We start from the raw sequence: 24164 nt of genomic DNA on the forward strand, positions 1-24164 counted from the left end.
GGATACAAAATTCAAAAAGCTTATGACGTAGGCTTTTCGTCTATTTTGGATGGTAGCTTTATTTCCGCTGGGATGTACTAGATAACCTGTAAGTTAAAGATTTTGGGTTATGCTTTTGCTAACTTGTATAGACCTAAGTTTTAGTGATTTTTTGAGACTGGTAAATTGCATCTTTAGCAATTCAAAAATTGGTCATATGAAAAATTCTCAATCGGTAAATAAATCTATTATGGCAAATATCCAGGAAATTTATGGTATACAAATTAAAGGTTTGCCAGCTTATTTGTATATTTTGGTTTGTCAACTCAAGTATGAGTATTTTTATTCTCTAACCCCAAAAGCTTCCTAAACACCCCTAAATACCCTTGGGGACTGATTCTAAATAGGTATTCTGAAAGCGTGGGAGGTTATTAGGCGACAAAAGAAATATTCTGTCTCAAGATATATGAATCGCTAATTTAAGTTATGAAAGAATAAAAAGCTTTCTGGAGTCTCATCAAAATTACTGGTGTTTGCCGGCTGAGTTTCGACTAAGAAATACATTAATTGAAATTCCTAATATTTGGCAATAAATGCCATCAGCAAATGCAATACTGATAAAAATTAAGCCTTACGTCTTTCTACTCTTGCTAAAATGACAAATTTTGTCCCAATATGGTTTAGCAATGCCCAAGACAAAGGGTTTATAAAAAATTCCAAATTTGTTGTTCTTAAAGTGTAATAATATCTCTACCTGTGTCTCAAGCGCCCTCTCAACCCACTGAAAGTAATACTAGTGCCACGACAGATGTCACACCAGTCGTGGCGCTAAAAGAACTCGTGGCAAGGTTGCACCGGGAACAAAATAAAATTCAAGATTTACTCAGTTCTTTAGGGTTTGCCCTGAGAAGCTTCAATAATTTGAATCAATTTTTGGAGTTGATTCCCCTGATGGCAACCAGAGTCACAGATGCCGATGGTAGTGCTTTATTTCTCTACAAACCTAACGGTCAAGTTAGGTTAGAGCAACTACACTGGCAAGATAGTCGTCAGCGAAAGAATATTCGCAAAGCCCTAGAAACAGCTAGCAGTCAAATCACACTTGTGCCAAACTCTGTTCCTCTAGCAACTTCCACAGGAATTTTGGACGATCAGATGCATCGCTGTTTGGGGCCAGATGTGCAAATATTTGGTACGGCAATTTTAGTAAAGCATACAGAACGCGGTTGGCTGTATGTATTGAGCCGCGATCCGGAATATAGTTGGACAGAAACCAGACAAAAGTTAGTCAGGTTAGTGGCAGACCAAACGGCAGTAGCAATTGAAAACGATGAACTGGCAGTAGAACTCAGGAAAAAAGAACGCCTAGATCAAGAACTAGAAATTGGCGCAGAAATTCAACGGCGACTATTACCACGTCAATGTCCGATGATTCCTGGTGTTGTACTTGCCGCACGTTGTAAACCAGCCAATCGTGTCGGCGGTGATTACTACGACTTTATTCCCACCAATCACAATCAGACTCAGCCAAAGACTAATGGCAGCAAAGAAAGTATTCCCTGGGGTTTGGTAATTGGGGATGTCATGGGTAAAGGTGTCCCCGCAGGTTTGATTATGACCATGATGCGCGGAATGCTAAGAGGAGAAGTACTACATGGTAATTCTCCGTCCAGGATTCTGCAAAATTTGAATCGAGTGATGTATGCGGATTTGGAAAATTCTCACCGCTTTATCACCCTGTTTTATTCAGAATATGATCCCCAAAATCGAGTTTTATCTTATAGCAATGCGGCACACAATCCCCCCTTGTGGTGGCACGCAGCTACAAAAAATGTTACCCGTTTGGATACGTTGGGAATGCTGATTGGTTTGGATGCCAACAGCCAATATGAAGATGCTCAGGCACAGCTAGAGCCTGGGGATACAATTATTTACTATACAGATGGTTTGACTGATGCCGCAGCTGCAAGTGGCGATCGCTTCGACGAAGAAAATTTTATCACTTCTTTTAACGCTGCCTGCCGCTATTGCAACGGGCCACAGGAGATTGTCGATTACCTGTTTGACCAAGTTCAGCAATTCATCGGTTCTGATAGACAAAATACTGATGATATGACATTGGTTGTTTTACAAATTCTCTCTTAATTGTCGGTTGTCAGTTGGAGAGAGCCAGTTGAAAAAACAAACAACTGCGTGCCTGTTGATGGGAGAATGAAAATGTAACATGAAGCTTGCCCTGTGTTGCTTCCAGCCCAAAGGAATCTTGAGAAATGTGGAAAAGAATTGCGTTAATCTTGCTATTGGTGTTGAGCTTCAGCCTGAGTAATTCGGATGTTGCGGCTGCGGCTGGACTCAAAAGCTTTGTAGATAGTGCTGACGGCTATCAGTTTTTATATCCTAATGGCTGGTTGCAAGTTAAAGTTGCCAACGGCCCCGATGTGGTGTTCCACGATTTGATTGAGGTATCAGAAAATGTCTCTGTGGTGATTAGTGCTGCTCCCGAAGGCAAAACTTTGGCAGAACTGGGGACACCCACAGAAGTAGGATATAGGTTGGGAAAAGCGGCTCTTGCTCCTCCTGACTCTGGCCGTACAGCCGAATTAGTTAACGCTGGACAGAAAGAAGTTGACGGTAAAATATACTACCTACTAGAGTATGCAGTGAAACTCCCTAATCAGCAAGAAAGACACAACATTGCCAGTGTGGCTGTTAGCCGTGGTAAAGTTTTTACCTTCAACGCTTCCGTTCCCGAAAAACGTTGGCAGAAACTTCAACGGATGATCGATGAGGTTGTCAGTTCTTTCACGGTGTATTAATTATTAGGTAATAGGTCAATGGGTAATGGGTAATGGGTAATAACTAAATTGCTACTCTCCCCATCCCTTCATCCCCCCACCTGTCTTATGGACATTCCACAATTTGTACTTGCCTCTGCTTCCCCAGCGCGACGCCGCTTGCTGCAAACTGTTGGTATTGAACCAATAGTTTGCCCTAGCAATTTTGATGAGTCGCAAATCCAACTGAGTGATCCTGGACAATTGGTGCAAACTCTGGCTCAGTGCAAAGCGGAAACTGTAGTCCCGCAGTTTGCATCTGCTTTGATTATGGGTTGTGATTCTGTTTTGGCGATGAATGGTGAGATTTTTGGCAAACCAGCGGATGCGAATTGCGCGATCGCACGTTGGCAATTGATGCAAGGTAACTTTGGCGACCTTTATACAGGCCATGTCTTGATTGACATTACACAAAATAAGACTGTTGTCAAGTGTCAAGTAACAAGGGTTTATTTTGCTAAGATGAGCGATCGCGCCATTTCTGCCTATGTTGCCACAGGTGAACCCCTCAACTGTGCTGGAGCCTTTGCCATTGAAGGTTTTGGCAGTTTCTTCGTGGAAAAAATCGAGGGTTGTCACACCAACGTCATTGGCTTGAGTTTACCCCTATTACGGCAGATGTTGGCAGAATTAGGCTATGAAGCCACAGATTTTTGGCAATAGTTGAGTCTCTCCCTTTTTTGAATGTCAATATTGCTTCCCCATGATCGGGAATCCAAACTAGCCACTCGTCTTCAGAAACCTGACACAATAACAATGCTTCATCAAAACTAAAGGGATTGGGAAGTTCCCACAGGTGTATCCAAGCCGGGGTTGGGAATTGTGGGGAATCAGACTTGCTTAAACCATCCAGATTCTGCCTTCTTGATTGCATAGCAAAAACCGGTCTATGAAAATCTAGTTTCATACCAGGGTGTTAGCCTTAGCTAATTGGCTAATCTAAAATTATTTCTGTAACCTAGAATACAAAATAAATAATATATTAGAAAAGTCAACGTTTCATAACTTTACGTTCGCTGAGTATAAGTGTTTGCTTATATTGCGAGCCTGAGCAGAAGTGGCGCGGCTAGTTGTAGACTGACAACTAGATTTTATTGCCCAACTAGAATATGTCTTCTACTTCTACCCCCTCCCTGCGAGAGCAACAACATCCCCTAATTCGTCAACTAGCCGATTGTATTGAGGCAGTTTGGCACAAGCATTTGGATCTGTCACCCTACCATTTGCCTGCGGAGTTGGGGTATGTGGAAGGTAGACTAGAGGGCGAAAAGCTGGTTATTGAAAACCGCTGCTATCAAACACCACAGTTCCGGAAAATGCACTTGGAACTAGCAAAAGTGGGAAATATGCTAGATATTTTGCACTGTGTCATGTTTCCCCATCCAGAATATGACATCCCGATGTTTGGTTGCGATTTAGTTGGGGGTAGAGGTCAAATCAGTGCAGCGATCGCAGACCTTTCTCCTGTAGACTTAGACCGTAGCCTACCATTCGCTTACACTACAGCACTTACTGAGCTACCAGCACCAAACTTTTCCCAACCCCGTGAGCTACCCGAATGGGGAAATATCTTCTCTGATTTTTGCATCTTTGTGCGTCCGGCTTCCCCAGAAGAAGAAACGATGTTTCTGGGGCGCGTACAGGAATTTTTAGATATTCATTGCCAAAATGCGATCGCATCTACACCCGTTGCACCAGATAAAATGGCGCAAATCCTGGCTGGACAAAAAAACTACTGCACCAAACAGCAGCAAAACGACAAAACCCGTCGCGTACTAGAAAAAGCCTTTGGCCCAGCTTGGGCAGAAAATTACATGACCACAGTTTTGTTTGATCTGCCAGCTTAATCATCTCCCCCTCTCCTCATTGTCCCATCTGTAGGCTCTGTTACGTTTTCCCCCAACTGATGAATGTAGAATTCATTTAACCAGAGTTGAATGGAGTCAGAAAACAACAGCAGGGAGAACAACAAATCAGGTCTTGGGAGCAGTTATCCAAAGATAATTTGTTGTAGCGATTCCAACATATTTAATGGGATGGGGAATGAATTAATTATCCTACTTCCTCACCATAATGAGAAATCAATTGCTCTCCGCAATTCGATATTTTGGTGATGTTAGAAATGCACTATTTCACAGAAATTTTTCAGTCGGTCATTGACTGACTTAAGGAAAATTCACTTTTGCTGCCAGATTGAGTCCAACCACGGCAGCAGCTTGTTTTTCATGTTCTTTTGTAGATTCTATTCGTAATGGTTGCAGAACATCTTGGCGATGGTCTGTCACCTAAAATATGCCTAAATTTATACCAGGTTGCCTTGAAAAATAGTATCTGGGTGATGGAATTGGTGAATTCAAAATTTTGAATTCTCTTAACTTCTGTTGCACGCATATCTCACTCAGAAGCTATTTAAGAACCAGCTACTTTCCTGGCGCGATTGTTGTAGAGATTTTTCGCGTTAAGCATTTATTGGGCAGTTGACTTTCAGCAAGACCCAGCTTTTAGCCACTGTTATTTTTCCTCAGCTTAAGAACCTTTTTGACTAATTCAACTGCGGCTAATTCGCTTTTTTACGAACATCAGCACAATTCAGATAAACGAGCAATATACCATGTCAAGGGTGACTGAGAAGCCAAAGTCAACAGAACAGCCACTTGAGCAACCTAAGGTTTGGTGGGGCATTGCTGTAGCTTTGCCAGTTGCGATCGCCGCTGGGTTACTAGCTACAGCCAAAATTGAACAGCTGAAAAAACTAACTTCCTCCCTACCAATGGCACCCGTAGCCAACAGCGTTAGTGCTGTGGGACGTTTGGAACCACGAGGAGAAGTCGTTAAACTTTCTGCACCAACTGCCGGCTCAACCGCAGGCTCACGAGTTCAACAACTCCTGGTAAGAGAAGGGCAACGAGTTAGGGAAGGTCAAGTGGTAGCGATTTTAGACAACCGCGATACCCAAATAGCCGCAGTAGAAGAAGCAAAAGCCAAACTGCAAGAATCTCGTGCGAACTTAGCACAAGTCAGAGCTGGTTCACCAAGAGACATTCAAGCTCAAAGAGCAGTTGTTGATCGTCTAAGAGCCGAGTTAGCTGGAGAAAGTAACGCCCAGCAAGCGACGATTGCTCGCATCGCCGCCGAGTTAAGTGGAGAAAAAATCGCCCTACAAGCAACAGTTAATCGTCTAGAAGCCGAACTTAGAGGGCAAAGAGATAGTTTAAGAGCAACGGTTGCACGGTTACGAGCTGAACGGCGCAACGCCCAAGTTGATGCCGGACGTTATGATTATTTATACAAAGAAGGTGCTATTTCCCAGCAAGAACGGGATAGAAGGCGCTTGAGTGCGGACACTTCTAATCAGCAGGTAGTCGAAAGCCAAGCCAACCTGAGACAGGCACAGGCAACTCTGCAACAGCAAATTGGCGAAGCCAGAGCTAACCAAGTCAAAACTTTAGCGACTTTGCAACAGCAGCTGATCGAAGCCAAAGTTAACCGCGATAAAACCATAGCAACCTTGTCTCGGCAAATCGCCGAAGAAAAAGCCAAATTGAACAGACTTTTGGATGTCAGTCCCACTGATGCGCTAGTGGCCCAGGCTCAAGTTACGAATGCGATCGCACTTGTTAGAAGAGCGCAAGCAGAACTCAATTTGAGCTTTATCAAAGCACCAATTTCTGGCGAAATCTTAAAAATTCACACCAAATCAGGAGAAATGATGAGTGCCAACGGCATTGCCGAAATTGGACAAACCGATCAAATGTTTGTCGTTGCGGAAGTTGCCGAAGACAGTATTGGTAAAGTGCGTATCGGTCAAAACGCTACTATCACCAGCGATAACGGGGCATTTAGCGGAGAGTTAAAGGGCACAATCACAGAAATCGGCAGAAAAATCGGCAAAAAAGATGTGCTGAATACAGATCCAGCAGCAGATGTAGACGCCAGAGTAGTAGAAGTAAAAATTGCTCTACCACCAGAATATAGCCGGCGAGTTTCCGGATTAACCAACGCTAAAGTCGTTGTCGAAATTAAATTTAATCAAGTTAAGAATGAGCAGTAATCAGATTATGTACCTGCAATATTACTAATAATGGGTAATATTTCCATTCAACCACAACCTATCAACGCAGTAATTGACCCAAAAATATTTCAGCGTCTATTTATGAACTTGAACTAACTGCTGGAAATCCCGAAAAATGAATCAGAAAATACCTCTGTCATGGCTGCAATTGACTAGGGAAAAAACTCGCCTGGCTGTGGCTTTAGCAGGCATTGGTTTCGCTGATATTTTGATGTTTATGCAACTTGGTTTCCGGGATGCTCTATATTACAGTAACGTACGAATGCATAGCAGCTTACAGGGTGATATTGTTTTAATTAACAGTCAATCTAACGCTGTACTTTCGATGAAAACCTTTTCTCAAAGGCGTCTATATAAAGCTTTAGATTTACCGACCGTACAATCGGTACATCCTATATATTTAGACTATACAAGCTGGAAAAATCCCGTTACTGGTCGCCCTCGAAGCATCCTCATTTTTGGCATGAACCCAGAAGTTAATGTGTTTGACTTACCTGGCATTCAGGAAAATCTAGATAAACTTAAACTACCTGATGTGGTCTTATTTGACCGTTCTTCCCGGTTAGAATACGGACCAATTGCTACTGATTTTCAGCAAGGTAAAACTGTAACAGCAGAAGTAAGAAGGAGGCAAATTAAAGTAGGAGGACTCTTTACTTTAGGTGCATCTTTTGGGGCAGATGGTAATTTAATTGTGAGTGATATTAACTTTTTACGCATATTTAATAATCGTCAGCGTGGTTTAATTGATATTGGGCTGATTAGATTAAAGCCAGGATTAGATCCAATAATAGCATCTCAACAATTACGAGATTATCTACCCAAAGATATCAATGTTTTAACCAAGCAAGAATTTATTGATTTTGAACGTAATTATTGGGCAAGTAGTACAGCAATTGGGTTTATTTTCACTTTAGGAACAATTATGGGTTTCATCGTGGGAACTGTGATTGTTTATCAAATTCTGTATACCGAAGTGACAGATCACTTATCTGAGTATGCCACTCTCAAAGCAATAGGCTATACACAAAACTATTTATTAACCGTCATTCTTCAAGAAGCTTTATTATTAGCAGTTTTAGGATATATGCCTGGATTTGCTTTCACTTTATATATGTATAAAGCAGCTAGAGATGCTACACTTTTACCAGTTTTCATGAGTGTTAATCGAGCCGTTATGGTGCTAATAATGACTATGCTAATGTGCTTTATTTCTGGTGTAATTGCTGTGCGAAAATTACGTTCTGCTGACCCAGCAGATATTTTTTAACTTTAAATTTATTAATAAGTTTTCGGGAGTAAGAATGATGCTAAATTATGAATTAGTATTTAAAAGTTTCCTAATTCATATTTGATGAATTTTAACTCCTATATCCTTGTATCCACTGAATTGATATCTAGTAAATGTTAAGTTATGGCTACTTATTTTATTTATGATGAAAAAAGAACCTGTAATCGCCATTAAAAATCTCAACCACTACTATGGTAAAGGCGCCCTGAGAAAACAAATTTTATTTGATATCAGCCTAGAAATTTATGCCGGCGAGATTGTAATTATGACTGGTCCATCAGGGTCGGGTAAAACAACATTACTGAGCTTAATTGGTGGTTTGAGGTCTGTACAAGAGGGAAGTTTGAAATTTTTAGGTCAAGAGCTATCTGGAGCCAGTCAAAGCAAATTAGTGCAGAGTCGGCGCAAGATTGGTTATATTTTCCAAGCTCACAATTTGCTAGGGTTTTTAACTGCTAGACAAAATGTGCAAATGGCGGTGGAATTAAATAATCAGATTTCTCAAAATCAAGCAGTTACTAAGTCAGAAGCGATGCTGGGGGCAGTTGGTTTAAAGGAACGAATAAATTACTACCCAGACAATCTTTCTGGTGGACAAAAACAAAGAATAGCGATCGCACGTGCCTTGGTAAATCGACCCCCACTGGTGCTAGCAGATGAACCAACAGCCGCTTTGGACAAGCAATCTGGACGCGATGTTGTGGAAATCATGCAGAGTCTTGCCAAAGAACAGGGAACTGCTATCTTGTTGGTAACCCACGATAACCGGATTTTAGATATAGCCGATCGCATCGTAGAAATGGAAGATGGACTTTTAACTCGTAATGCCCAAAATCATCGGCAATGATCTCAGACCTTATAATAAATAACTCATAAATAAGCTAATCGTCATTTATTTTTCCAGGATGATTCGCTTGTAGTAAGAGATTCAGCCCTGGTTATATGCAAATTGAATGTTTATCACCTGATGATTTGCCAGCACCCTGAAATCGTAATTATTTTTTAGTAAAACCTGACTGTCTCATCGAAGGCTGTAAGGGGGTATTTTGTTGGCGACTAGTACGAAATGTTACATTTACGCCTTCATTCGATTGTTCCAGCACCAGTAGGGGTGTGGGTTTAGCCTTTTGATCCCAATGCATGTAGGCAATGCGGCCCTGAATTGTCGGTTGCCAGTTATCTTCATCTTCCATTGGGCTAAGGTATGTTTCTATACAGTCAATAATTTGGCTAATAGTGGCAGAAGTTGCTTGCGTCGGTAACTTCATTAACCGGATTTGAATCCGAAACAGCACTCGCTTGACAATGTTTGGCGCAGTACCAGCTTCATACTCCACATCAAACATTTCATCTATCTGCCTGCCAGTATTATTGGCAATCCCGACTGATCCTTGCTGGGCTTGACTGGGACGCAGAGCTTGAGTGATTTTATCTTTGACTTTGATTTTAATTTGATTAACAATCGCAAAATGAAATACCTTCTCTGACATCCGCATCCGCAGATAATCCAGGTTAAAGTCCCGTGAATTAACTAAATCGGGATTAGTTTCCATTTTGCGAATTGTTTCTAGCGCCAGCTTAAACTTTTTCTCTAGTTCTCGCGTGCGGAATTGTTCAAACTTGAGTTTTTTATCTAGCTGATTCATGACGATTTTGCCATACACGAGCACAGCAATTAGCCCTAAAATCAATCCTCCAGAGGTAATTAGCAACAATGGTGGTGTTTGTGCATCGCTGGCTAGTACTTCCTGTGATACCTTTTTAGTCTTGAGTCCTGAAGATTGAGCAAGATATATCGAACTAAGCATGATTGGCAAACTGAAAAATTTGACTCCTGATTCTTAGCTTGCCCAAATTTTGGACATCATCTTGCTGTATTATTGATATTTTTTACAGCTTTTTTTTATTCATCATATGAACAGACACCGACAACTGTCTGAGGTGGGAGCTATTTACTTAAGTAATATTCGCCTCGTAGCTACAGATATGGATGGCACATTAACTAGGCGAGGTAAATTCACTCCCTCACTACTGCAAGCTTTGGAAGATTTAGCGGCATCTGGTATCCAGGTACTAATTGTGACCGGACGTTCAGCTGGGTGGGTGAGTGGATTAAGTAGCTTGATGCCGATTGCAGGTGCAGTTGCCGAAAACGGCGGTTTGTTTTATCCATCTGGGAACATGAAACCAGTAGCCTTAACACCCATTCCCGACTTAGCTAACCATCGCCACCATTTGGCTACAACTTTTGAGCAATTACAAAGCAAATTTCCCAGAATTCGGGAATCTACTGACAATCGCTTTCGCATCACTGACTGGACTTTTGATGTAGGCTCTTTGACTCCAGATGAGCTACAAACCCTGAGTAATTTCTGTCAGCAAATGGGTTGGGGGTTTACCTACAGCAATGTCCAGTGCCATATTAAACCCCAAGGGCAAGATAAAGCAGTGGGATTGTTGCAAGTATTGCGCGAATACTTCCCCGAATACTCACCAGAACAAGTTGTCACCGTTGGTGATAGTCCCAATGATGAAAGTTTATTTAATCGGCATTATTTTCCTATATCTGTAGGTGTGGCGAATGTGCTGGAATATGCGAACCAGTTGCAGCATCAGCCTGCTTATGTAACTACGGCTGCTGAAGGAGAAGGATTTTGCGAACTATCTAGTTATATTTTGCAAAGCCGCTCAGAACAAAGTAGTTAGGACGAGCCAAACAAGCACAATTGCAGATAGAGGAATTAAAGGCAAGATTGCGATCTGCACTCCTGCAGCGCTGAGTGCAAGGCACACGCTGTTCGCGTTCGCTATCCCTCGGCGTTGCTCCTGAATTTATTAGGCATCGCGCAGACTGAGTAAGTATAAAAACTATGAGTTTCTATTTAAGTCATCTCCATTTTTATCCGTGACTAGAACAAATATATTAGTTTATCCTTATCAAAGGCTTTTTTGGTTTATTAAGTAATATCCAGGTTACGTTATGTAAAAAAATATATAGTTTTTACTGGATATTATTTATCCTAACCTCGGCAATAAATATAGTTAATGCCATAGCAGAACTGCACTTTGGTTCACTAAGGGGCATCTTAAAGTACTGAATACTTTTCTAACTAGACTTTTTGATTTAATATATGGGATCGCTATCTTTAATATCAGCAATCAATAAGTTTAAAGCATACCAATTTTATATTTTCTTTGTTATTTTGTATTTAACGGGACAGTTCTTCAACGTCTGGTGAGTTTAAATAACAATTAGTTAAACCATTTCTTCACCAAATTCCATGTAGATTTCTCTCTTTGTGCTTGTGGTACTTCTATTGACAAGCACAGCACAACTTGCTGATATAGAGTGCATTGTAACACGCCGACTTGACAAATAGTTCATCAATCTAAGGACAACCTGATTTACAACTATGCTCAAAACAAATCATCAGCCTATCATTCTCCCTACTTTTCTTAACCCGATGGGAGAAAATAATCTATCGCATAGTCACAACCGCATTAGTCAACCTAAATTTGATTTACTACAACCATTACGTCAATGGCTGGATGAAATCGAGATTCAAAATCGTAAATTAGCGCACTTCATCGCCAAAATGATACCCGCCCAATGTCCCTTCGAGCGCGATATCATGGTCTTTGGTCGCACAATAGCGCACATTCCTCCTATGTGCAAACTAAATCCGCTTTACGATCAATTTATCGGCTTGCGTTTTCGTGCTTTGTGCTATTTAGTAGATGAGTGTGGAGAGGATATCCAGTCCTACTGCTGAACACCACCAGAGAAAACACCAAATGGAAATTAAAATTGAGCGTCAACCCAATCAAATATATCTCAACCAGTTGGGTGTACCAAAATGGGAAATTTGGCAAAAGGAATGTTCAAAATTCCCCTGGACTTACGATTCTCAAGAAACTTGCTACTTTTTAACAGGTGATTTAACTGTTACTCCTGATGGTGGACAGCCAGTGCAAATGGGTGAAGGAGAGAAGAGTGACTTTTCCTGCTGGTATGTCTTGTACATGGGAAATTACCCCCGATGTGAAAAAGCATTATTACTTTGATTAGTCAATAGTTATTCCCTTTGTCTTCTTAGTCTCCTTATAATCCAGAAAGATAACATCTCATAGCTCAATAAGGATTTCTATTGTCGGGAGATTCGCAACGAGTATTATAAGCTAAAGTGGCAGAATCAGTAAATTGCTTATATCCATATCTTTCAAAACTCGTTGCGACTCCATCGCCTAAACAATATTCGTAAAAATAAATAGTCTCATTTCCGCTAAATTTGGCTGTAAGTTCTTGCCAAATTGGTGGTTGATATCCAAAAATATATTTATAGAATTTGGCGGCTGAATTTTGGTTGTAATTATAGCTGCCTGGATATTTAAAAAAGTCTCCGTTGAAATTTAGGCTAATAGATTGAGCTTGATTATTTACAAAAGTGATAGAAAAATTACTTTTAGGAAACTGGGGAAATAATCGCCGGAAACCCTTTGGTGCGTAGGTATAGATAACTTTTTCATCACTGGTTTGTTTAGTATGATAACGCCCAAAATAGCGCTCGATTGTTTGCGGTGTTTGATTTAAAACGTACCTTCCCGCCAAAGCCGGAGGAGCGAAAATACTGTTGATGAATAAAAATCCTAAACTTAACCCGGTAAACTTTTGGTAGAGATGAGAGAATTTCATAGTGATTGCCTCCACGTGAAAGCAAGGGAGTTCATAATCATGTTAATGGGAGTTAATTAGAAAAGATGCTGGCAAGCAGAAAAATGTTTCCTCCCACCGCAATTTTGACGAGGATTTAGAGACAAAATGTTACTGCATTTAAGTACATGGCAGGAAGTCGAAACTTATCTACAGCAATCTAAGGGGATTATTTTCCCGATTGGTTCCACAGAGCAACATGGCCCAACAGGATTAATTGGCACTGATGCCATTTGTGCAGAAGCTATATCGCGTGGAGTCGGTGAAGCAACTCTAGCAATGGTTGCACCAACCATCAACATCGGCATGGCATTACATCATACTGCTTTTCCCGGCTCAATCAGTCTGCGTCCCAGCACCTTAATTCAGGTAGTGCGAGACTACATAACTTGTTTAGCAAAAACTGGTTTTACCAAGTTCTACTTTATCAACGGACACGGTGGTAACATTGCTACCCTCAAAGCCGCTTTCTCCGAAACTTACGCCCACTTAGAAGACTTGCAGATTGTCAACGCCCAAAAGGTGCAATGCCAAGTTGCTAACTGGTATATGTGCGGTTCTGTATACCAGCTAGCTAAAGAATTATATGGCAACCAAGAAGGCTCTCATGCTACCCCTAGTGAAGTAGCTCTCACCCAGTATGTTTATCCAGAAGCAATTAAGCAAGCACCCCTCTCACCAGAAGTTGCGTCAGGACACAAAATTTATAATGCAGCTGATTTTCGAGAACGCTATCCAGATGGACGCATGGGTTCAAATCCTGCCCTAGCAACCCCAGAACACGGTAAACAGTTTTATGATTTAGCAGTCAAAGAACTGAGCAATAGCTATTTAGAATTTTTGAGTGCCAAATAAAACCTCACCCAAAAGCGGAAAGTACGTGATTTCCTCAAATAACTTGGCGTACCTCAGCGCTTTCCTCTGCGTAAAAAAAAATCTCATCAAAAACTAGGAGCGCACATAAGTACGCTCCTCCAAACTGATTAATTCCGAGCAATACCTTCTTCACGGGCTGCGCGTTGCACAGCAGCAGCAACAGCGGTGACGACGCGCTGATCAAAGACTGAAGGAATAATATGTTCCCGATTCAAATCTGAGGGATTAACTAAAGAGGCGATCGCACTTGCTGCTTCCAGATACATGGTGGTGGTAATAGTCTGTGCCCGACAATCTAAAGCACCACGAAATATTCCCGGAAAAGCGAGGACGTTATTGATTTGATTCGGGTAGTCACTGCGACCAGTAGCCATGACAGCCACAATGCCGCTGACTAATTCTGGCTGAATTTCTGGAATTGGATTAGCCATTGCAAACACAATGGAATCTTTTGCCATTGATTGCACCATTTCTGGTGTTAAAACTCCTGGTGCGCTGACGCCGATAAAGACATCTGCCCCTTGTATTGCACCTGCTAAGGTACCTTGGGCTTTGACTGCAAATTCCTGCTTTTCCGCTGTCAAATCGGTGCGATTGGTAGAGATAATTCCTTTCGAGTCGCACAGCAAGATTGTTTCCGCCCCTGCTTTGCGGAGTAATCGAGCGATCGCCACCCCAGCCGCCCCGGCACCATTAATCACAATGCGGATGCCTGCTATTGACTTATTTACCACCTTCAGGGCATTAAACAAAGCTGCCAAGGTGACAATTGCTGTACCGTGTTGGTCATCGTGAAAAACGGGGATATCTAATTCCTGCCGTAGTCTTTGTTCAATCTCAAAGCAGCGAGGCGCAGCGATATCTTCTAAATTCACACCACCAAAAACCGGGGCGAGATTTTTGACTGTCTGGACAATCTCATCTGTGTTTTGGGTAGCAAGGCAGATGGGAAAAGCGTCAAGCCCTGCAAATTCCTTGAACAGCATCGCTTTACCTTCCATTACTGGTAGGGCAGCAGCTGGTCCCAGATTGCCCAATCCTAAAACAGCACTACCATCGGTAACAATGGCAACAGTGTTCTTTTTGATGGTTAAGTTGTAAACTTCCTCAGGGTTATCGGCGATCGCATTACAAATCCGACCGACTCCTGGCGTATAAGCCATTGCTAGATCAGATACACTCTTCAGCGGTATCCTGCTAACAATGCTGATTTTGCCACCACGATGCAAATTAAAAGTGCGATCGTAGACATTCAGCACCTTAATGTCCGATAATGCTTTGACTGCTTGCACAATAGTCTCAGCATGTTCAGTGCTAGCAGCATCGACGGTAATATCGCGGATGGAATCTTGGCGGGTTTGCTCAATTAAATCAATTTGACCAAGGTTTCCACCAGTAAATGCGATCGCCTGAGTTACTGACGCCAACATTCCCACACGATTGGGTATATGCAACCGCAGGGTTAAACTAAAACTAGAATTAGGAGTTAGGTTTGTCATTTTGATTTTGAATTTTAAGTCTTAAGATTTTATAGTGAATTGATTGGTTAAATTCTAGTTGACATCGAAAAACCGACATTTTATGTATTGAAGCAAAAAGCGCCCCCTGTTTCCAGAGGACGCTTTTTTAATTTATCGAGACTTGAGTTTACCAAGTCTCTAGAAATATTAACCGTTGATTGCAGGAGCAGTCAGAGCTACGGGAGCAACATCACCAGCAGCCAAGTCTAGGGGGAAGTTGTGAGCGTTACGCTCGTGCATCACTTCCATACCCAGGTTAGCGCGGTTGATCACATCAGCCCATGTACCGATGACGCGACCTTGAGAATCAATGATTGATTGGTTGAAGTTGAAACCGTTGAGGTTGAAAGCCATTGTGCTCACACCCAAAGCGGTGAACCAGATGCCGATTACAGGCCATGCTGCCAACAAGAAGTGTAGTTGACGGCTGTTGTTGAATGAGGCGTATTGGAAGATTAAGCGACCGAAGTAGCCGTGGGCTGCAACGATGTTGTAGGTTTCTTCTTCTTGTCCGAACTTGTAACCGTAGTTCAAGGATTCGGTTTCGGTTGTTTCCCGAACTAAGGAAGAAGTTACGAGTGAACCGTGCATTGCTGAGAATAAGCTTCCACCGAATACACCAGCTACACCGAGCATGTGGAAGGGGTGCATCAGGATGTTGTGTTCAGCTTGGAACACAATCATGAAGTTGAATGTTCCAGAGATCCCCAAAGGCATACCGTCGGAGAATGAACCTTGACCAATTGGGTAGATCAAGAATACTGCTGTAGCAGATGCCAAAGGCGCGGAGTAAGCTACGCAGATCCAAGGACGCATGCCCAAGCGGTAAGATAGTTCCCACTGACGACCGAGGTAGCAAGCGCAGCCGATCAAGAAGTGGAAAATTACCAGTTGGTAAGGACCGCCGTTGTACAACCACTCATCTAAGGAAGCTGCTTCCCAGATTGGGTAGAAGTGCAAGCCGATAGCGTTGGAGGAAGGAACAACTGCACCGGAGATGATGTTGTTTCCGTAAATCAGGGAACCTGCGACTGGCTCACGGATACCGTCAATGTCAACGGGGGGAGCGGCGATGAAAGCGATGATGAAGCAGGTGGTTGCAGCTAGTAGGGTAGGAATCATCAACACGCCGAACCAACCGATATAAATCCGGTTTTCGGTGCTGGTGATCCACTCGCAAAAGCGATCCCATACGTTGGCGCTGGAGCGCTGTTGTAAGGTTGTGGTCATTTTTTTATGAGTGCGGTAATTTGTTAAAAATGAATCAGGTAGATTGGTTTCCTGCCTGTCTTCATAAATGTAACATGAATTTACATTTCGTCTAGTATCTATTTTTTGATTGTTTTCTGTAAAGTAATTAAGTTTACTTATATAAACAGTACTAGGGCTAAGCATGACCCGCCCTAAAAATCAAAGTAGATATAGGGTAAGCTACCTTCAGGAGCTAATAACCAAACGGCGTAAAGGCATAGGGGTACGAAGACAAGCTTGATGGGCCAGTTGAACTCTAACTTTAGCTTGCGGTTAAAGGCATAGACTATACCCATGAGGGCAGCTATAGCTAGCAGTAACCAAGCGAGTTGGTATGGGCTACTATTTAGGGCCTCTACATAGACCTTTTGAGCAAATTGTGCATCGGCAGAATGACCCCACAGGTGTCCAATTACTAGAGAAGAGTCTTGGAGGTTGGGGAGGCGGAACCAGATCCAAGATGTGAACACCATCAGTTGAGTCAAGAGCCAAGCGAGAATTATACCCAGAGGGTTTTGCCAGAAATATTCTATATTTTCAAAGCGATCGCTAATTGCATCTGTAAGTCGATGAACCGCCAAGGCTAAACCGTGAAATGCACCCCAAACTACATAGCCCCAGGCAGAACCGTGCCAGATACCAGCAATCAGCATCACAATAATTAAATTCCAGCAAGTGCGAATCAATCCCTGACGGGAACCACCCAAAGGAAAGTAGATGTAATTACGCAGCCAATCGCCTAAAGTGATATGCCAGCGCCGCCAAAATTCAGCAATACTGGTGCTGAAGTAGGGAAAGTCAAAATTCTCAGGCAGAACCAAACCAAAGAGCAAAGCACTGCCACGAGCAATGTCTACGTAACCGTTGAAATCTAAATATAACTGTAAGCCGTAGGCAAATGTAGCTAACCAAATATCGGTACTACCCGCCCGTTGTAGGTTGCCAAAAGATAAATCGACAAAAATTCCTAGATGGTCTGCGAAAATACCTTTTTTGACAGCACCTCTAGCAATTAACCACAGTGCTTCAGCTATTCTATCAACCGTGGGTGCGTGAGGTGTATTGAATTGAGTTGCTAGGTTATGGTAGCGAGTAATCGGACCGGAAATCAGTTTAGCAAAGAATAATTTGTATGTGGCAAATTTGAGAAACTGCTCAGTAGCGGGGGCACCACGATAGACATCAATTAAATAGGCAATGCATTCAAAGGTGAAAAATGAAATTCCTAAAGGAGCAATAAATTTAAAAGAGGTATCTGAGGATTCTGTTGACAGGTTAAAAACAATTCTGAACACAGTGGGCAGATATTTAAAACCTAATAGGAGTGAAACATTTAATATCACACCTAACCACAAAATTTTGAGCCTGCGAAGATTCCAGTCAGCTTGGGCAAATTGCCACTCTTCGTTAGAAATTCGCCAGTCCTGAGAATGTGGACCTGGTGATGTGTTTTTGCCTATCTCCAGTCCCAAACGAAAGTTAATAAAAGTAAGTACTAAAAGTAATGGTATGTATTGAATGTGCAAGGATGCATAGAATACTAGACTGGCTATCAGCAGAGTCCACAAACGTAACTTTTGTTCTGCTAAAGTCCAGTAAATTCCTAGGACACTCAGCAAGAAAAGCCCGTAGAAAATTGATATAAATTTCATTTGTCAGTTGTCAGTTGTCAGTTGTCAGTTGTCCCCCCATTTCCTCATCTTTTTACTTTGCTGGCCAAGGAATCATCGGGTCATTAGCTAGCTTCTTCGAGACTTCATATGCCCCAAAACGATTGAGGTGGCTGGGGTCAGAGAAATAATCATTTCTGGAGAGCCACATGAGACTTAAATCCCGGTAGATAAAGTTGGGATTAGTAGCCAAAGTCAACATATACTGCTGAAATTCTTGCTCATGTTTTCTCCGGACTGGATCTAAGTAGTCTGAGGTGAGGGGCATATTGACAAAGACTAGGGAAATTTTATTTGACTGGGTAAACTCCAGCATCGATCGGAATGCTGCATCTTGCTTACCTTCTACTTGAAAAGATTTATAGTCGTTGTCGTAATTTCCTGGAACTCTGGGGTGTTTTTGATAGTATCTAGCAGGATTAAAGCGGATAGATAAGGGTAGGAAACCATCAAAGTCAACAGCTTGTTGGGAATTATCTTCTTCTGGATTATTGGTTGTGGGCTTGATTTTTGATGTTACGTTCTGAGTGCGATCGCTAAACGGTAAAAATTTCAGTTGTTTTTGCAATAAAGTTTTAATTTGATCGCGGCGTTGATAGCTAGCAGAAAGCCCTGCTATAGATAGATTTAACCACTGATTGACAGCTTGATAGCTGCTAATTTCTTGTCTTCCTGCGTTGATTTTTGGCTCTGGTGTAGGATTTACTGAATTTTTGAGCGGTCGTGAGCTACTTGGAGATATTAGTGCTTTTTGTAAAGCCTGTTTGTAGCCATCTGATGCGGAAATAGCATTAAAAGTAATATCCTCGCGACCACTGTTGAAAGCACGGGAACCATCTGCCCAGAGAACTACTTTTGGCAGTTCTGATGGTTCCAAAAGTTGGCGAATGATAAAGTCTACAACTTGTGCTGTAGCACCGTTAATCCCAAAGTTAAACACGTCAATATTGGCGTAACCCTGAGTAGTCAAAGCTTTAGAAAGTGCCACCGGATCAACTCCCCTGAGAGCACGGGAGGAACCAATAATTAATACGTCCGGCAGACTACCAGTTGTAGCCAGACGCTGTTTATACAGTGCTAGTTGCTCATCTAACTGCCTGGCGCTAAAACTAGGCATCTGCGTTAGCGAAGCTCCCGCCTTGCGGGCTCGCGCTGTTAAAAGAATAGCAGTCGCGGTGGCCTTGGACTTCAGCGGTGTGGCTGGCAAACCCGACTGGGTGTGATCATTTTGTGTGAATCCAGAAGCATTGAATGCGTTTCTCCTATTCTGAGGAGATTTTGTGGTCTCGGTGTTGGCAAAAAATGCCGTTCTTTCATTTGGGTCTTCCCCCGTTCTTAAAGATGGCTGGGAATTTGCAGAGGACGGGGGCCAAACAGTAGGCACTTTGGGCGAAGCTGGTACGCTGTGAGTGACGACGTAACCCAACATCCAATCAGCTTGCACTGTGAGCAATAGCCCCAAGGCAATCCAAACCAGGGCAGACCGAAGTCCTTGATTATCAGAGCTTTGCTCCGCTGACTGACTGGTTTCTGTAAATAACTGACTGGACAACAGCAACTTTCTGGTTGTGGTATTGGTAGTTGCTACCAAATCTCGCGCTACTTCGGTGACGAAACTTTGAACTTCCTGGGTCGTTAAATCGGGGCGCAAAATTGGCTCGTTAGTTTCCGAGATCATCAGATCTTTAACATATTCAGCAGTGGCGGCAAATTCTGGTGTTGCTTCTGGCACTAACCGTTGAGGATGCCCAAAATCGATGCCGTAATGCCAATTCGGTTCCTTATCACCAGCACGGCGTCCGTAGACACGCACACCCATGACACCAGGAATTTTTAACTGGCGGATAAACTGAGCGACTTTGCTGGCTACTTGTTGACGTGTTGGACAAATCGGGGCATCACACATAATGTGCAATAAATCAGCTTTGCGAAGTAGGATAACACGGATACCACCTGTTTTCAGTCGTAAATCTAAGTCAGGATTGAGTAAGCGCTCTAGTAAAAAAATGATGGCGGGTTCATCACCAGCAGTACCCAAATCTAGGGCTGTTGTGGCCAGGGCGGGATGATCCGCAGCAGGTAAAGATAACCAATCAATCCAAGCGGGTTGTTTGTCAATAATTTTTTGTCCGTATATGGTAGCGGCGAGAATGCCTTGGGGCGCGATCGCTTCTAGCTGCGGTAAAATCGCTTGCGAGCACACTGTCTTATCTGGTGCTCTTTCAGTTTCTAAGGGGTCAAAAGCTGGAGTACAAAAGATATGTAGGGTGGATTCTTTGAGAGCGGCTTGGACGGCAATTTTGGCATCTGACAATAACTCGGTTAACAAGCGGGCGATCGCTTGTATATCCCCCCACCGGGCCCATTCTTTAAGCATCATCTCAGGTGGCGTCAAATCAACCCGCAACAACCAATCTGGTCTAGTTTCACCGCTCACTTGGGAAACAATGACTGCATCTTGGTAGCCAACAAGCTTGAGATCCCGCAACTTCTGGGCTATTGGTTCTGCCAGTAATGATGCATCGGGGCTATAGCCTGACCCACATAATATCCACAGGCGCTTGGATGCGTTTTGAGCGTTGGTTCCAGGTTGCTTAATCTTTACCTGGACTGCTACACCCAAAGTACTAAGATTTTCGCTGAGATAGCGAGCAATGGCATCTGGATTTCCTTGGCGTGCTAAACTTTCATTAGAGACGATTAGCGCCCCACCATATTGTCTTGATTTTTCAGAGTCCGCTATCAGGGACTGCTGCACCTGTTCCAAATGCCGCTCTAATTGATTTAAGTACACCCGATGACACCATTGGGGTCGGTGTTCCCCTTTACTTCGACCGTAGACAAATACTTGGTATATTGAGGGTTGTTCGTCACTGGTGAGGGTATCCAAGTCTGTTTGCTGTAGTGCTTGCAGCAAATCAGATAGTGTGCGCCAACGCTGTGGACACTCTGTACCTTCACAAAGAATATGTAGGTCATTTCCGCGCAACCGGACTTTCACCCCGAAAGTGTTAATCCCTGTTGCTTGGCTTACCCATTTCACTAAGGATTGCTGGCGATCAAGTAATGCTGTTTTCATGGGAAGTTAACGTTGAACAGGAAGCGAGTATTGGGGGTAGTGCCTGCGCTTGTAAACTAGAGACATACAGGTTTATCACACTTTGCATTTTTTTTTAACACTTTTGTTACCTTATAAGCTGGCAAAATGGGCAAAGATAGTTTTATAAGGTTGCAAGTCTCATTGAGATAGAGTTTTGCGTTTATACTACTCATCTTCCTTTTCACCAAAAATTAGCAATGCCACCTGTGATCCAAAATTCCTCATCTAACCCCGGACTAGTAAATCTAACTTTGTTTAGTATTCCCCAATCTCTCCTCTTACAAATAGGTACGGCGTCCATCCTGCTGCTGCTCACTGTAGAAAAAGCCACTGGCAAAACACTAGTAGCTTTAGGGGAGAAGAGTGAAGAATTGTTTCGAGGCGATCGCCTCCCCATCCTCGACTTCCCAGATGATAACGAACTCAATCAAAGTTTAAAAAATATACTATAAGCGAATATTTGCTCCGGAACAATCCTATGGGCATCAAGCACAAAACCTAGAACTGTAAACAGTAATTGGCTTTACAAGAACAGAGAATATGGGTTCCCTTTTATACTCGTTATCGCAAGCTGCAAATATCTACCCCGCCTCGGAATTATTTTTGCGTCATCGTCTACAGGTAGTAGAGGAATTGTGGGAGTCGGTTCTCCGGCAAGAATGTGGTCAAAAGATGGTGGAGCTATTGCGGCAGTTGCGTGATTTATGCTCGCCGGAAGGACAAGCCACACATGACCAAGCCACCTCCGCCGTTAAATTGATTGAGCAACTGAATATCAACGAAGCAATTCGCGCAGCTCGTGCTTTTGCTCTGTATTTTCAGCTGATTAATATCATAGAGCAGGAATATGAACAAAAGCAGCAATTGAATCGTTATTCCGAGACAGAAGCAGAACCAGCGGATCAGGAAACTCTACCGAATATTATCTACTCCACTAACCAAACAGAAGACGATGCACCTGTTAACAGGGGACGAGGAGCAGACTTGCTCACCAAGAGTTGGATGGACAAAGCACAAGTTAAACACAAAGGTACCTTTGCAGCCTTGTTTCCCCATTTATTCCAGTTGAATGTTCCACCACAGCAAATTCAACGTCTAATTACGCAATTGGATGTGCGCTTAGTATTCACCGCACACCCGACAGAAATCGTTCGTCATACCATTCGAGATAAGCAGCGACAGGTGGTAAATCTGTTACAACAGCTAGACGTGGTGGAAAACCGCTCTGGCAGCACAGGTGGCGGCTATCCTTGGGAAGCAGCAGATGTCCGCGAACAATTGCTCGAAGAAATTCGCCTATGGTGGCGCACAGACGAACTCCACCAATTCAAACCCACGGTGCTGGATGAAGTAGATTATGCCCTCCACTACTTCCAAGAAGTGTTATTTGATGGCATTCCCCAACTGTATAAACGCTTCAAATACGCTCTAAATCAGACCTTTCCTTGGCTGGAACCACCGAGTAAAAACTTCTGCTCTTTTGGCTCTTGGGTGGGTTCTGATCGAGATGGTAACCCATCAGTAACACCAGAAATCACCTGGCAGACAGCTTGCTATCAAAGAAAAATGGTGTTGGAGAGATATATCCGCTCAGTCAAGCAGTTGATTGAGTTATTGAGTGTGTCAATGCATTGGAGTGATGTCCTACCAGACTTGCTGGAATCCTTAGAGTTAGATCAGTCTACATTGAGTGAAGTTTACGACTCTCTAGCATTGCGTTATCGGCAAGAACCTTATCGACTGAAACTGGCTTATGTGCTAAAACGTCTGGAAAATACACGTGATCGCAATCTCGCTTTATCTAAGCGAGAAACGCCAAAAAATCAAGACTCCCCAATGTACAGTTCGGGATCAGAGTTTTTAGCAGAACTGCGGTTGATTGAACGTAACTTGACCGAAACCGGTTTAAGTTGTCGAGAGCTAGAAAATCTGATCTGTCAAGTCGAAATTTTTGATTTTAACCTCACACAGCTAGATATCCGCCAGGAATCATCCCGCCATGCTGATGCGCTGAATGAAATTCTCGAATACCTCCAAGTCTTACCCCAACCTTATCACGACCTCACAGAAGCCCAAAGGGTTACTTGGCTCACAGGGGAACTACAAACCCGTCGGCCGTTAATTCCAGCGGAATTGCCATTTTCGGAAAAAACCAACGATGTGATTGAAACCTTCCGCATCGTGCGATCGCTGCAACAAGAGTTTGGTGTCAAAATCTGCCAAACTTACATTATCAGTATGTGCCGCGATGTGAGCGATGTTCTAGAGGTTTTGTTGTTAGCTAAAGAAGCCAGGCTTTTTGATCCCGCCATTGCTGTGGGGAGTATTCAGGTTGTACCTCTATTTGAGACGGTAGAAGATTTGCAACGCTCCCGACGCGTCATGCGGCAACTGTTTTCACTACCGTTATATCGTGCCCTGTTGGCTGGCGGCTATGAGAGTACTGAGCAAAAAGTACTGAGTCCTGAGTCTACCAACCAAAGTCAGTCACCTCAAATCGGGGAAACTATTCAAGCAGCAACTTCTTCAGTACTCAGGACTGACTTACAAGAAGTGATGCTAGGGTATTCTGACAGCAACAAAGACTCTGGGTTTTTAAGTAGCAACTGGGAAATTCATAAAGCCCAAAAATCACTCCAGCAAATAGCAGAAGAGTATGGCGTGAAACTGCGGATTTTCCATGGACGTGGTGGTTCCGTTGGACGTGGTGGCGGACCAGCTTATGAGGCAATTTTGGCTCAACCAGGTCACAGTATTAATGGGCGGATCAAGATTACCGAACAAGGGGAAGTTTTAGCTTCTAAATACTCCTTGGAGGACTTGGCTTTATACCACATGGAAACTATCACTACCGCCGTGA

The 24164-nt window shown here is 42.9% G+C and carries 18 protein-coding genes and 1 pseudogene (1 of these 19 cut by a window edge); 13 read left to right on the forward strand and 6 right to left on the reverse strand.

What is annotated here, in order from left to right; translation table 11 throughout:
• Positions 1-735: 735 nt before the first annotated feature.
• From CYLST_RS26945 to CYLST_RS26975, 7 genes are all read left to right on the forward strand, one after another.
• Positions 736-2124 (forward strand): PP2C family protein-serine/threonine phosphatase, encoded by a 1389-nt coding sequence (locus CYLST_RS26945; RefSeq protein ID WP_015210907.1) that lies wholly within the window; start codon positions 736-738, stop codon positions 2122-2124.
• Between the two features lie 125 nt (positions 2125-2249).
• Positions 2250-2795 (forward strand): photosystem II reaction center PsbP, encoded by a 546-nt coding sequence (gene psbP, locus CYLST_RS26950; RefSeq protein WP_015210908.1) that lies wholly within the window; start codon positions 2250-2252, stop codon positions 2793-2795.
• Between the two features lie 87 nt (positions 2796-2882).
• Positions 2883-3476, forward strand: a complete 594-nt coding sequence (locus CYLST_RS26955) for a Maf family protein (protein ID WP_015210909.1) — start codon at positions 2883-2885, stop codon at positions 3474-3476.
• Between the two features lie 446 nt (positions 3477-3922).
• Complete coding sequence (locus tag CYLST_RS26960) at positions 3923-4660, forward strand: phycocyanobilin:ferredoxin oxidoreductase (RefSeq protein ID WP_015210911.1); 738 nt, start codon at positions 3923-3925, stop codon at positions 4658-4660.
• Positions 4661-5424: 764 nt separating this feature from the next.
• Positions 5425-6864, forward strand: a complete 1440-nt coding sequence (locus tag CYLST_RS26965) for an HlyD family efflux transporter periplasmic adaptor subunit (RefSeq protein ID WP_015210912.1) — start codon at positions 5425-5427, stop codon at positions 6862-6864.
• 136 nt (positions 6865-7000) lie between these two features.
• On the forward strand, positions 7001-8155 hold the full coding sequence (devC, locus tag CYLST_RS26970) for an ABC transporter permease DevC (protein WP_015210913.1): 1155 nt from the start codon (positions 7001-7003) through the stop codon (positions 8153-8155).
• Positions 8156-8318: 163 nt separating this feature from the next.
• Entirely contained in the window at positions 8319-9023 is a 705-nt protein-coding gene (locus tag CYLST_RS26975; RefSeq protein ID WP_015210914.1) for a DevA family ABC transporter ATP-binding protein, read from the forward strand.
• Positions 9024-9171: 148 nt separating this feature from the next.
• Here the strand turns inward: CYLST_RS26975 and CYLST_RS26980 are convergent, their stop codons facing one another.
• Positions 9172-9984 (reverse strand): hypothetical protein, encoded by an 813-nt coding sequence (locus CYLST_RS26980; protein ID WP_015210915.1) that lies wholly within the window; start codon positions 9982-9984, stop codon positions 9172-9174.
• Positions 9985-10090: 106 nt separating this feature from the next.
• On the opposite strand from CYLST_RS26980, the gene CYLST_RS26985 reads away from it, so the two are divergent.
• From CYLST_RS26985 to CYLST_RS26995, 3 genes and pseudogenes are all read left to right on the forward strand, one after another.
• The gene (locus tag CYLST_RS26985; protein ID WP_015210916.1) at positions 10091-10882 is read left to right on the forward strand and encodes an HAD family hydrolase; all 792 of its coding nucleotides are present in this window, start codon (positions 10091-10093) and stop codon (positions 10880-10882) included.
• A 707-nt stretch (positions 10883-11589) separates the two neighbouring features.
• Positions 11590-11949, forward strand: a complete 360-nt coding sequence (locus tag CYLST_RS26990) for a Mo-dependent nitrogenase C-terminal domain-containing protein (RefSeq protein WP_015210917.1) — start codon at positions 11590-11592, stop codon at positions 11947-11949.
• 22 nt (positions 11950-11971) lie between these two features.
• Positions 11972-12245: pseudogene (locus tag CYLST_RS26995) on the forward strand (cupin domain-containing protein).
• Positions 12246-12308: 63 nt separating this feature from the next.
• Here CYLST_RS26995 and CYLST_RS27000 read toward each other — a convergent pair.
• Complete coding sequence (locus tag CYLST_RS27000; protein WP_015210919.1) at positions 12309-12869, reverse strand: hypothetical protein; 561 nt, start codon at positions 12867-12869, stop codon at positions 12309-12311.
• A 126-nt stretch (positions 12870-12995) separates the two neighbouring features.
• On the opposite strand from CYLST_RS27000, the gene CYLST_RS27005 reads away from it, so the two are divergent.
• Positions 12996-13742 (forward strand): creatininase family protein, encoded by a 747-nt coding sequence (locus tag CYLST_RS27005; protein ID WP_015210920.1) that lies wholly within the window; start codon positions 12996-12998, stop codon positions 13740-13742.
• 128 nt (positions 13743-13870) lie between these two features.
• On the opposite strand, the gene CYLST_RS27010 is transcribed toward CYLST_RS27005, so the two are convergent.
• From CYLST_RS27010 to CYLST_RS27025, 4 genes are all read right to left on the reverse strand, one after another.
• Complete coding sequence (locus CYLST_RS27010; RefSeq protein WP_015210921.1) at positions 13871-15262, reverse strand: malic enzyme-like NAD(P)-binding protein; 1392 nt, start codon at positions 15260-15262, stop codon at positions 13871-13873.
• A 168-nt stretch (positions 15263-15430) separates the two neighbouring features.
• Positions 15431-16513, reverse strand: a complete 1083-nt coding sequence (gene psbA, locus CYLST_RS27015) for a photosystem II q(b) protein (RefSeq protein ID WP_041233294.1) — start codon at positions 16511-16513, stop codon at positions 15431-15433.
• A gap of 173 nt (positions 16514-16686) precedes the next feature.
• Positions 16687-18186, reverse strand: coding sequence for an MBOAT family O-acyltransferase (locus tag CYLST_RS27020; RefSeq protein WP_015210923.1), 1500 nt, complete (start codon positions 18184-18186; stop codon positions 16687-16689).
• A 52-nt stretch (positions 18187-18238) separates the two neighbouring features.
• Positions 18239-21283 carry a hypothetical protein gene (locus CYLST_RS27025; RefSeq protein ID WP_015210924.1) on the reverse strand — a complete coding sequence of 1015 codons (3045 nt, stop codon included), beginning with the start codon at positions 21281-21283 and terminating at the stop codon, positions 18239-18241.
• A 218-nt stretch (positions 21284-21501) separates the two neighbouring features.
• Here CYLST_RS27025 and CYLST_RS27030 point away from each other — a divergent pair, with 218 nt between their 5' ends.
• Entirely contained in the window at positions 21502-21756 is a 255-nt protein-coding gene (locus CYLST_RS27030) for a hypothetical protein (protein ID WP_015210925.1), read from the forward strand.
• 88 nt (positions 21757-21844) lie between these two features.
• Positions 21845-24164 carry the 5' portion of a phosphoenolpyruvate carboxylase gene (locus CYLST_RS27035; protein ID WP_015210926.1) on the forward strand. 785 nt of this gene lie beyond the right edge of the window, so the window shows 2320 of its 3105 coding nt (coding positions 1-2320); its start codon is at positions 21845-21847; its stop codon lies off the right edge, out of view.

The sequence above is a fragment of the Cylindrospermum stagnale PCC 7417 genome (genome assembly GCF_000317535.1).
In the GTDB taxonomy this organism is placed as follows: Bacteria; Cyanobacteriota; Cyanobacteriia; order Cyanobacteriales; family Nostocaceae; genus Cylindrospermum; species Cylindrospermum stagnale.